General features: G+C 65.3%; 10 protein-coding genes. 6 read left to right on the forward strand and 4 right to left on the reverse strand.

Annotation, left to right across the window (positions count from 1 at the left end):
- Positions 1 to 158: 158 nt before the first annotated feature.
- Complete coding sequence (locus tag RTK35_RS20100) at positions 159 to 974, reverse strand: transporter associated domain-containing protein (RefSeq protein ID WP_074970919.1); 816 nt, start codon at positions 972 to 974, stop codon at positions 159 to 161.
- A 1-nt stretch (position 975) separates the two neighbouring features.
- On the reverse strand, positions 976 to 1776 hold the full coding sequence (locus RTK35_RS20105; RefSeq protein ID WP_074970922.1) for an inner membrane protein YpjD: 801 nt from the start codon (positions 1774 to 1776) through the stop codon (positions 976 to 978).
- Between the two features lie 156 nt (positions 1777 to 1932).
- Between RTK35_RS20105 and ffh the strand changes: the two genes are divergently transcribed.
- The 5 genes from ffh to rplS all read left to right on the forward strand — a co-directional run bounded on the left by ffh (position 1933) and on the right by rplS (position 5473).
- Positions 1933 to 3306 (forward strand): signal recognition particle protein, encoded by a 1374-nt coding sequence (ffh, locus tag RTK35_RS20110; protein WP_044405912.1) that lies wholly within the window; start codon positions 1933 to 1935, stop codon positions 3304 to 3306.
- A gap of 211 nt (positions 3307 to 3517) precedes the next feature.
- On the forward strand, positions 3518 to 3769 hold the full coding sequence (gene rpsP / locus RTK35_RS20115; RefSeq protein WP_044405910.1) for a 30S ribosomal protein S16: 252 nt from the start codon (positions 3518 to 3520) through the stop codon (positions 3767 to 3769).
- 9 nt (positions 3770 to 3778) lie between these two features.
- On the forward strand, positions 3779 to 4315 hold the full coding sequence (rimM, locus tag RTK35_RS20120; protein WP_044405908.1) for a ribosome maturation factor RimM: 537 nt from the start codon (positions 3779 to 3781) through the stop codon (positions 4313 to 4315).
- Positions 4316 to 4325: 10 nt separating this feature from the next.
- Positions 4326 to 5078 carry a tRNA (guanosine(37)-N1)-methyltransferase TrmD gene (gene trmD / locus RTK35_RS20125; RefSeq protein WP_044405907.1) on the forward strand — a complete coding sequence of 251 codons (753 nt, stop codon included), beginning with the start codon at positions 4326 to 4328 and terminating at the stop codon, positions 5076 to 5078.
- A gap of 44 nt (positions 5079 to 5122) precedes the next feature.
- Positions 5123 to 5473 carry a 50S ribosomal protein L19 gene (rplS, locus tag RTK35_RS20130; RefSeq protein WP_044405904.1) on the forward strand — a complete coding sequence of 117 codons (351 nt, stop codon included), beginning with the start codon at positions 5123 to 5125 and terminating at the stop codon, positions 5471 to 5473.
- 286 nt (positions 5474 to 5759) lie between these two features.
- Here the strand turns inward: rplS and RTK35_RS20135 are convergent, their stop codons facing one another.
- Positions 5760 to 9416, reverse strand: a complete 3657-nt coding sequence (locus RTK35_RS20135; RefSeq protein ID WP_316908817.1) for a transporter substrate-binding domain-containing protein — start codon at positions 9414 to 9416, stop codon at positions 5760 to 5762.
- A 492-nt stretch (positions 9417 to 9908) separates the two neighbouring features.
- Between RTK35_RS20135 and RTK35_RS20140 the strand changes: the two genes are divergently transcribed.
- Positions 9909 to 10331, forward strand: a complete 423-nt coding sequence (locus RTK35_RS20140; protein WP_074970929.1) for an acyl-CoA thioesterase — start codon at positions 9909 to 9911, stop codon at positions 10329 to 10331.
- 15 nt (positions 10332 to 10346) lie between these two features.
- Here RTK35_RS20140 and RTK35_RS20145 read toward each other — a convergent pair whose 3' ends face one another.
- Entirely contained in the window at positions 10347 to 11024 is a 678-nt protein-coding gene (locus RTK35_RS20145; RefSeq protein WP_044405897.1) for a hypothetical protein, read from the reverse strand.
- Positions 11025 to 11052 lie beyond the last annotated feature (28 nt).

An 11052-nucleotide genomic window follows, 5' to 3' on the forward strand; every position in this document is an offset into this window, starting at 1 on the left:
AGGGCCTTGCGACTGCTCCATTGCGGCGGGTGGCGACAGGGCAGGGTGGTCTCAGGTGGCCGGGTCTGGCCGTGGCGGGGGCGGGTAGCCGGTGCGCGAGAGGGGCTGGATGAGCCGAGGGCGATTATAGGAAGGCCGGGAAAAAGCCGGCAAGGCGGTCAGGTTCGCCAGGCGCGCACACGCTGGATCCGGTTCTCGCCGGATTCGAGGATTTCCAGTCGGTAGCGGCCGATCTTCAGGCAGGCGCTGGCATCGGGCAGTTGTTCCAGGGCTTCGGTGATCAGGCCATTGAGGGTCTTGGGGCCGTCGCACGGCAGGTGCCAGCCGAGCAGGCGGTTGAGCTCGCGCAGGTGCAGGCTGCCATCGAGTTCGTAGCTGCCGTCCTCGGCCGGGGTGATGGTGCGGGTGGGGGCGAAGTCCTCCAGGCTGCCGAACTCGCCGATCAGCTCCTGGAAGATGTCCTCCAGGCTCACCAGGCCGATCACGTCGCCGTATTCGTCGACCACGATGGCGACGCGGCGCTGCTCCTTCTGGAAGTTCACCAGCTGGGTCAGCAAGGGCGTGCTCTCGGGGATGAAGTAGGTCTCGCGGCACACGCCGAGCAACTCGTCGGCGGTGATCCCGGTCTTGGGCAGCAGCCGCGCCACCTGGCGCATGTGCAGCATGCCTTCCACCTGGTTGATGTCCTCGCGGTACACCGGCAGGCGGGTGTGGGTGGTGGCCCGCAGTTGTTCCAGGATGCGCTCCGGCGACTGGGCGATGTCGATGCCCTGAATCTCGCTGCGCGGAACCATGATCTCGCTGATGGTGACCCGTTGCAGGGCGCGGGTCAGCTCGTGGGGCAGGCGTTGCTGGGGGCTCTCGTCTTCCTGGATGCGCTCGGGAGCCGGCTTGCGGCGCGCCAGCACCCAGGCGCCTGCCGAGGCGATCAGCAGGCCGAGGATCAGGCCAAGGAGGAGGCCGGGGGCGGGCATCTCAGATGTGCAGGATGAATTCGCGGACCAGCTTGCTGCCGAAGTAGGCCAGCATCAGCAGGCAGAAGCCCGCCAGGGTCCAGCGGATCGCCTTGTGGCCACGCCAACCCAGCTGGTGGCGGCCCCAGAGCAGCACGGCGAACACCACCCAGGCGAAGCAGGAGAGGATGGTCTTGTGCGCCAGGTGCTGGGCGAAGAGGTTCTCGACGAACAGCCAGCCCGAGATCAGTGACAGCGACAGCAGGCCCCAGCCGGCCCAGAGGAAGCCGAACAGCAGGCTTTCCATGGTTTGCAGGGCGGGGAAGTTGCGGATCAGTCCGGACGGGTGCTTGTGCTTGAGCTGGTGGTCCTGGAGCAGCAGCAGCAGGGACTGGAACACGGCAATGGTCAGCATGCCGTAGGCCAGGATCGACAGCAGGATGTGGGCGAGGATGCCCGGCTCCTCGTCGATCGGCTGCACCGTGCCCGAGGGCACGAAGATCGCCAGCAGCACCGTGAGCGCGCCAAGCGGATACAACAGCAGGAGCAGGTTCTCCACCGGCATGCGGCTGCAGGCCAGGAGTGTGAGGCCGATCACGGCGGCGGCGATGAGGCTCGCGGCGTTGAAGAAGTCGAGGGTCAGGCCGGCCGGGGCGATGAGCTGGAAGAACAGCGCAGTGGCATGGCTGATCAGGGCCAGCAGGCCGAGCACGGCGAGCATGCGCTTGTCCGGCGTCTTGCGCTCGCGCAGGCGAAGGCCCTGGTGGATGGCGCCGCCTACATAGAGGAAGGCAGCCAGGAGGCTGGGCAGCAGAGGGTGCATAAGTCCTTGTAAGGCAAGCCCGAAAGGCGCTGAGTGTGGCACAGAACGGCGTGCTCACGAAAGACCGCTGGCGGTGTCGGCGCCGCCCGCTCTTCGCTATACTCCGCCGCCTGCCGCAAGCTCACCCGGGGCCTCCAGGGCCTGAAAGGATCGCGCATGTTCGAAAATCTCACAGACCGCCTCTCGCAGACGCTGCGCCACGTCACCGGCAAGGCCAAGCTGACCGAGGACAACATCAAGGACACCCTGCGCGAAGTGCGCATGGCGCTGCTCGAAGCCGACGTGGCGCTGCCCGTCGTCAAGGACTTCGTCAACAAGGTCAAGGAACGCGCGGTCGGGACCGAGGTCTCCAAGAGCCTGACCCCGGGCCAGGCCTTCGTGAAGATCGTCCAGGCCGAACTGGTCGACCTGATGGGCGCCGCCAACGAAGACCTGGCGCTGAATGCCGCACCGCCGGCGGTCATCCTCATGGCCGGCCTGCAGGGCGCGGGCAAGACCACCACCGTCGGCAAGCTCGCGCGCTTCCTCAAGGAGCGCAAGAAGAAGTCGGTCCTGGTGGTGTCCGCCGACGTCTACCGCCCGGCGGCGATCAAGCAGCTGGAAACCCTGGCCAATGACCTGGAGGTGACCTTCTTCCCCTCCGACACCAGCCAGAAGCCGGTGGACATCGCCCAGGCGGCGATCCGCGAAGCCAAGCTGAAGTTCATCGACGTGGTCATCGTCGACACCGCCGGTCGCCTGCACGTCGACGGCGAGATGATGGAGGAGATCAAGCAGGTCCACGCGGCGATCAAGCCGGTGGAGACCCTGTTCGTGGTCGACGCCATGACCGGCCAGGACGCGGCCAACACCGCCAAGGCCTTCAACGATGCACTGCCGCTGACCGGCGTGGTGCTGACCAAGGTCGACGGTGACGCCCGTGGCGGTGCCGCTCTTTCGGTCCGTGCCATCACCGGCAAGCCGATCAAGTTCCTCGGCATGGGCGAGAAGAGCGAAGCGCTCGATCCGTTCCACCCCGATCGCGTGGCGTCGCGCATCCTCGGCATGGGCGACGTGCTCAGCCTGATCGAACAGGCCGAGCAGGGCCTCGACCGCGAGAAGGCCGAGAAGCTCGCCAAGAAGATCAAGAAGGGCAAGGGCTTCGACCTCGAAGACTTCCGTGACCAGCTGCAGCAGATGAAGAACATGGGCGGCCTCGGCAGCCTCATGGACAAGCTGCCCATGCTCGGTGGCGTCAACCTCTCCCAGATGGGGGGGGCGCAGAATGCCGCCGAGAAGCAGTTCAAGCAGATGGAAGCCATCATCAACTCCATGACGCCCGCCGAGCGCCGTGATCCCGAGATGATCAGCGGCTCGCGCAAGCGCCGCATCGCCCTCGGCTCCGGTACCCAGGTGCAGGACGTCGGCCGACTCATCAAGCAGCACAAGCAGATGCAGAAGATGATGAAGAAGGTCACCGCCAAGGGCGGCCTGTCGCGCATGATGCGTGGCATGGGCGGCATGTTCCCCGGCGGCATGCCGAAGATGTAAGACCGCGCCAGCGGTCCTCTCCGTCAGCCGTGGTGAGGCGCCAGCGCCTCCAGGCCCCGCCCGGGGCGCGGCTTTCGGGGCCACCGACAGGTGGCGCGTACAAACAGATTTGCATTCGGCCGGATAATCCTTAGAATATGCGGCCTTTCGGGCCCATGGCCCATGTGTGCACACACGCTTGAAAAGCACCGACCTACAGGAACGAAGTTCAATGGTAACCATCCGTCTTGCCCGTGGCGGCTCCAAGAAGCGCCCCTTCTACCACCTGACCGTGACCAACAGCCGCAACGCGCGCGATGGCCGCTTTGTTGAGCGCATCGGTTTCTTCAACCCGGTTGCCCAGGGTTCCGAAGTCAAGCTGTCCGTCAACCAGGAGCGCGTCAGCTACTGGCTGAGCCAAGGCGCCCAGCCGTCTGAGCGCGTTGCTCAGCTGCTGAAGGAAGCTGCCAAGGCTGCTGCCTAAGCAACTCCCATGAGCGCGACGCCGGCCGCCGCCGATGAACTGATCGTTCTCGGCAAGATTTTCTCGGTGCACGGCGTACGTGGCGAGGTGAAGGTGTATTCCTTCACGGATCCACTGGATAACGTGCTCGATTACCCCCGCTGGACGCTCACGCGTGACGGCGAGGTCAAGCAAGTCGAAGTTGCCAGCGGACGTGTCCAAGGCAAGTTCCTGGTAGTGAAGCTGAAAGGGCTGGACGACCGCGATGTTGCCAGGACCTACGCGGGTTTTGAAATCCGTGTTCCCGAAAGCGAGCTGCCTGAACTTGAGGAAGACGAGTTCTACTGGCACCAGTTGGAAGGTCTCTCCGTGATCAACCAGGACGGGCAGCTGCTCGGCAAGGTCGATCATCTGCTGGAGACCGGCGCCAACGACGTGATGGTGGTCAAGCCCTGCACCGGCAGCCTGGATGACCGCGAACGCCTGTTGCCCTACACGGAGCAATGCGTGCAAGCGATCGACCTGGATGCGGGTGAAATGAGGGTGGACTGGGACGCCGACTTCTGAGCCGCATGACATGAAAAGCATGCAGGTCGAAGTCATCAGCATCTTCCCGGAGATGTTCGCCGCCATCAGCGAGTACGGCATCACCAGCCGCGCGGTCAAGCAAGGGCTCCTGAAGCTCAATTGCTGGAACCCACGGAGCTTCACCGAGGATCGCCACCAGACGGTGGATGATCGGCCTTTCGGTGGTGGACCCGGGATGGTGATGAAGATCGAACCGCTGGAACGGGCACTGGCAGCCGCCAAGGCCGCAGCGGGAGATCGGGCGAAGGTGATCTACCTTTCGCCGCAGGGGCGCCAGCTGAAGCAGGCGGCCGTGCGCGAACTGGCGCAGGAGGAAGCCCTCATCCTCATCGCCGGTCGCTACGAAGGCATTGACGAGCGTTTCATCGAGACGCATGTCGACGAGGAATGGTCGATTGGCGATTACGTCCTGTCCGGCGGTGAGCTGCCGGCCATGGTGCTGATCGACGCGGTAACGCGATTGCTGCCCGGCGCGCTGGGCCACGCGGACTCCGCCGAGGAGGACTCGTTCACGGACGGCCTGCTCGATTGTCCTCACTACACCCGACCTGAGGTGTACGCGGATAAGCGTGTTCCTGAAGTGCTGCTCAGCGGCAACCACGAACACATCCGGCGATGGCGTTTGCAGCAGGCGCTTGGGCGCACCTGGGAACGTCGGGCCGATCTTCTGGATTGCCGCTCGCTTTCTGGAGAAGAGAAAAAGCTGCTGGAGGAGTACATCCGCCAGCGGGACGATAGTTAACGTATCGATGGCACGCCCGAAAGGCCTGTCTTAGGAGCACAGCGATGACCAACAAGATCATTCAGCAGATCGAAGCTGAACAAATGAACAAAGAGATCCCGGCGTTCGCCCCTGGCGACACCGTGATTGTGCAAGTGAAAGTGAAGGAAGGCGAGCGTTCCCGTCTGCAGGCCTTCGAAGGTGTGGTCATCGGCAAGCGTAACCGCGGCCTGAACAGCGCCTTCACCGTACGCAAGATCTCCAACGGCGTTGGCGTTGAGCGTACCTTCCAGACCTACTCCCCCCTGGTCGACAGCCTGACCGTCAAGCGCCGCGGCGACGTGCGCAAGGCCAAGCTGTACTACCTCCGCGACCTGTCCGGCAAGGCTGCTCGCATCAAGGAGAAGCTGGTCTAAGACCCGCTTCCACAACAAAAGGCCCGCCCCGGGAAACCGCGGCGGGCTTTTTGTTGCCCTGCAGAAAGCGATATGCAGGCACTCGGGTAGGCAGGGGGTTCGAGCTTTTGAGGAAGTGGCAGTGGAAGTCGGGGGTTGGCTCTTGTCGTAGCAAACGAGCCTTATCGTCATCTGGCGTTGTTTGCATGGTTGTAGGCGGTTGACCGCCGGCGCTCGTCACGCCGGCGGGCCGGGTTGGTAGGGAGCCACCCCCGAGGCGGCCATCGGCACGCCGTTGGGGCGGGGCTCATACCGGCTCGGCGCAGAACTCCAGCAGTGCCTGCTCCAGGCGTTCGACTTCCTGGGTGACGTCGTGGGCGAGCTGCTCCATCACGTCCTCGGGCTGCCGACCTTCCCAGGCTTCTTCCAGGGCCTCGCAACAGCTGACCAGGGGCTGTGCATGGACGATCCGCGCGGCGCCCTTGATCTTGTGGGCAGCTGCGGCGACTTCCTCCCAGTCTTTCTCACCCAGGCTGCGATGCAACTGATCGAGGTCCTCGCGATTGGCAGTCAGCAGGGTGTCCAGCAGGCGCTGGCGCAGTGCCGGGTCGCTGCCGGCCAGTTGCAGGAATTCCTTCATGCCGAAGAGGCCCTCCGGGTGCGTCGCCGGCAGTGCCGGAAGCTCCGGCATCTCAATGGGCTCCAGCGCCTGTGAGGGCTGCAGGGTGGCCAGCTGCCGGGCCAGTTGACGCAGGCTGATGGGTTTGAACAGGCAGGCGTCCATGCCCGCCTTGCGGCAGCGCTCGTGTTCCTCGCTCTGGGCGTTGGCGGTGTAGCCGATGAAGTGTACCCGTCCGCTTTCCCGGCGGGCTTCTTCCTCCCGCACGGCGCGGGCCAGGGCGTAGCCGTTCATCACCGGCATGTTGCAGTCGCTGATCACCAGGTCGAAGTGGCCCTTGCTCCAGTGGTCCAGCCCATCGCGGCCGTCCACCGCCTCGGTGACGCGGTGGCCGAGGAAGGTCAGCTGCTGCTTGAGCAGTTCGCGGTTCGCGGGGTTGTCGTCCACCACCAGCACGTCCAGCGGCACCTGCCGTGCCACGGGGGCGTCTTCTTCCTCCTGGCGGGCGTGGCGGGGGAGCGGGTCCAGCTCCAGCAGGTCCAGCTCCACCCAGATGCAGGTGCCCCGGCCCAGTTCGCTTTCGAGGCGGATGGTGCCGCCCATCATTTCGCAAAGCACGCGACAGATCACCAGGCCCAGGCCGGTGCCCCGGCGTGCCTCGTCGGCGCCTACGCTGCCCTGGCTGAAGGCTTGGAACAGCTGTGCCTGGTCCTCGTCGGAGATGCCGCGGCCACTGTCCTCGACCTTGAGCAGGATGCCCAGGCGCTTGTCCGGGCGCGGTTGTGCCTGGATGTCGATGGAGACCCCGCCGGCGTCGGTGAACTTGATGGCGTTGCCCACCAGGTTCGTGAGGATTTGGCGGAAGCGCACCGGGTCGACCAGCACGTCACCACCCGCGCGGTGGTCGAACTCCAGGGTCAGTCGCAGGTTCTTCTGCCGGGCCAGGCCGTCGAACACCCGGATCACCGCTTCCGCCTGCTCCCGCAGGTTGCTGCGCACCGGAGACAGGCTGAGACGCCCCGACTCGATGCGGGCGATGTCGAGGATGTTGCCGATGAGCTCCAGGAGGTCCCGCGCGGAGCCGTGGGCGATCTCGATGGCGGCGCGGTCCCACTGGCCCTGGTCGGCCCGTTCGAGGGCCAGTTCCAGCATGCCGATCACGGCGTTCATCGGCGTGCGGATCTCGTGGCTCATGGTGGCCAGGAAGGTGCTCTTGGCCCGGTTGGCGTCATCGGCCCGCTCCTTGGCGGCCTGCAGGTCCTCCACCAGTTGCAGGCGCTCGCTGATGTCGATCCAGCCGCTGACCACGCCCTTGATCTCGCCACGGAAGTCCCGGTACGGCTCGATCCAGTGATAGATGCTGAGGGGGCCGGCCTGGCTGTACAGCTCCCGGTCGCAGCGCAACGGCACACCGGACTCGGTCACCTTGCGGTAGTCGTCCAGCAGCGTCTGGCGCTGCCCCTCGCTGCCCAGCTTGGCGGCGGGCGGCGGTTGCCCGATCACGTCCTCGCGCCGGAGGGCCAGGGCCTGCAGGTAGTTGTCGTTGCACATCAGCAGGCGGCCATCGCGATCGCGAACGTAGATCGGGTGCGGCGTACCGTTGACCAGTGCCTCCATCAGGTGGAACTGGTCGTTGAGGGCTTGCTCGGCTTTCTTCCGGCGGCCGATCTGGCGCCTGAGGTAGAGGATCCAGCCCAGCGACACCAGCAGCAGGAGCCCCGAAATGGAGAGGATCTGCATGATCAGCTCACGGTTCACCGTGGTGCGCGTGCCGCTGATCTCGACGTTCGAACGCCATCGTTGCTTGACCAGTACCGCCAGCTCATCCGGCGGGATGGCAGCGGTTGCCTTGTCGAGGATGGACTGCAGCAGGGTGTCTTCCTTGCGCATGGCGAAGGCGATGCTTTCCTGGGGCACGTCGATGAGTTCGGAGATGCGCAGCTGCTCCGGGAACATCCGGCGGATGTAGTACTCGGCGACGATGGTGGACATCACGGCGCCCTCCGCCTCGCCGTTGGCGACGGCCACCAGGCAGTCCAGCAGCGAGCTGGTCTCCACCAGGCGAATACCGGGGTAGCGGCTGCGGATGTAGTCGTTGAGGAAGTAGCCGCGGATCACCGCCAGGCGCTGGCCGTGCAACTCGCTGAGTCGGGACGGGGACTTCGCGTCGTTGAGGGTGATGGTGGCGAACGGCACGTGCATGTAGGGGCGCGAATAGGCCATGTCGCGCTGGCGGATGCGGGCTATGCCGTCAGCGCCGACGATGTCGGCTTCGCCGTTCAGCACGGCATTCATCATGTCTTCGGGCTGGGGAGTGCGGACGATCTCGAAGCGCAGGCCGGTGCGGATGCGGATCTGGTCGAGGATGTCGGCCGTGATGCCGTGGTAGTTGCCCTCATTGTCGAAGAACGACACCGGCGCGTAGTTGCCGTAGGTGGCGACGCGTATGACCGGATGCGCCGCCAGCCAGGCGCGCTCCTCTTCGGTGAACGGCAGTTCCGGGTCCAGCAGGCTCGGGCTGGCGCCGCCGCTCCAGCGCTTGATCAGCGGCGTGCGGTTGCCCGTTGGCAAGCGCTGCAGGACCTTGTTCACCAGCGCCAGCAGGCGGGTGTTGCCGCGTGCGCTGGCGAAGCTGATGCCGCTGGCCTTCAGGTCTGCCAGGCGGACGATGTGCAGGTGGTCGTCATAGACTTGGTTGATCTGGTAGTTCGCGCTGATCAGGTCCCCCAGGTACAGGTCGTTGTCGCCGTCGACCACCGAGTTGAGGGCCGCGCTGGTGGAGGGGTAGAGCGTCAGGATGGCGTCCGGATAGCGGTTCTGCACCATGTCCAGGGGCAGGTAGTTGCCGACGATGGCGATGCGCAGGCTGTCCAGGTCCCGGGGCCAGTCGCGCTTGTCCTGTTGCCGGGCGACCAGGCTGGGCTGGTCGGGGGCATAGGGAAGGCTCAAGGCCAGTGCCTGCTCGCGGCCTTCGAAGTCGTTGGACGCACTGAGCAGGTCGGCCTCTCCACTGCTCACTGCGCGCAAGGCTGCGCTCCGACTGGGGTAGCGTTCGACACGGACGGGCACCTGCAACTGGCGCGACAGCAGGCCGGCGACGTCGGCAGTGATGCCCTCGAAGTCGCGGCCGCTGGACGTGATGTCGAAGGGGGGCAGGTCGTCCGCAATGGCCAGCCGCAGCTCACCGCGCTGGGCGAGCCAGGCCCGTTCCTCGGGCTCCAGGGTGATGTCCTCTTCCAGTGCAAGGGGACGGGCACCGAGGGGAATCGACTGGGAGGCGGCTTGCGCCAGCAGGGGCACGGTGAGTGCGAGAAGCACGAGGGGCTTGAGCAGACGGAGGCACATGGTCGTTTCCTAATGGTGGCGGGCGGTCTGGATTGCAGACCCTGGGCGCCGCGCAGAGAAAATATCCCAGTGCCCCGGTCGGGCCTATGCAGGGGGAGGGGGAATGAGCATGTTTCAGGTTTTTCCCGCTTTTTGATCGGACGTTACTTACCTGAAGTCGGAAATTCTGGTTATTCCGAGCATGTCCGGCGCAAGTGCCTGCAAGGGGCGAGAGACCCGGCTGATACAGGGCCGGATTTCGGGAAAGACCGTTGTCAGTTGCCGGAACCTGACCTTCTCAAGGGAGGGGTATCCCGTCGTCGGCTCCTCACCCCATCGTCGAGGCGGTGGCTGTGGAATAATCCGCGCCCCCCGGCCTGGTCGTGGGGAGAGCGCTCCTGCCGATGATCGACAGGCGCGTGGAGGCCCTGCGTATACCGCAGGGTGCACATGCAAGCCCAGCCGTCACCGAAACGTGGCCGCCACAGTGGGATTCACCGAGGTAGTCGTGGCATGACCCCGAGAGAACGAGAGATAGAACGGCGCATCGCCTTGTCCGAGAGCCGTGTGACCAAGGCGGTGTTCCCGCCGACCACCAACCACCACAACACCCTGTTCGGCGGCACCGCGCTGGCCTGGATGGACGAGGTGTCCTTCATCTGCGCCACCCGCTTCTGCCGGCTGCCGCTGGTGACGGTTTCCACCGACCGCATCGACTTCAAGCACCCGATACCGGCCGGCTCCATCGTCGAGCTGATCGGGCGTGTGGTGAAGGTGGGCAACACCAGCCTCAAGGTGGAGGTCGAGGTGTTCGTCGAAGGGATGTACGAGGCCGGGCGCGAGCGCGCCATCAGCGGCGCGTTCAGCTTCGTCGCCATCGACGACGACAAGCGCCCGGTGCCTGTGCTGCCGGAAGCGGCAATCCCCGCCGACTGAGTCGGCGGGCTGCCTTCAGGGGCGCATGGCGATTTTCAGGGACGCCTGGGAGAGGTCGATGTCGTGCAGCGTCAGGCTGCCGAAGCTCCCGGCGTTCGGGCCGCTGCCGGCCACGCGGATGTTGTCGAAGCGCAGCTCGCCGATGGAGCTGGGCAGGCGCACGTTGATGGAACCGTCGGCGTTCATCGTCGAGGTCAGCCGCGAGGTGTCGTAGACCACGCCCTTCATCGAAGTTTCCGCCTCCAGGCTGTTCAGCACCGGCATCACCAGGCGCGCCAGGCTCTGCACCGTGGCGATGCCGTCGCCTGCCTCCGCCTGCACGAACAGCCCCTGCAGCACATCGTCCAGGCCCTGGGCACTCACGCTGCTCATCTCCGCTTCGCTCAGCGGCTGCATGCCGGGCGGCACGTAGTCCTGGCTCATGGCGCTGGGCAGTTGCTGGGCCTGGGCGCTGATCATCTGGAACGGGCTCAGCAGCGCCGCCACCAGTGTCGCCGCCAGTCGCAGGTTGCTCTGGCGCTTGAGCGCCTTCTCCAGTTGCCGCTTGCTGAGCAGGCCCTGCTCGATGAGCACCTCACCCAGGCGTTTGTCGCTGGTGAGCTGAACCTTGATGGCAGCATCCAGCTGCTGGGTGGTGATCAGTCCCTTGTTGACCAGGATCTGGCCAAGACGCGAGTTCTGATGGTTGGACATGGGGGCAGGACCAGGGCAGGGATAGTGG

The organism is Pseudomonas sp. zfem003 (assembly GCF_032621675.1).
Taxonomy (GTDB): domain Bacteria; phylum Pseudomonadota; class Gammaproteobacteria; order Pseudomonadales; family Pseudomonadaceae; genus Metapseudomonas; species Metapseudomonas otitidis.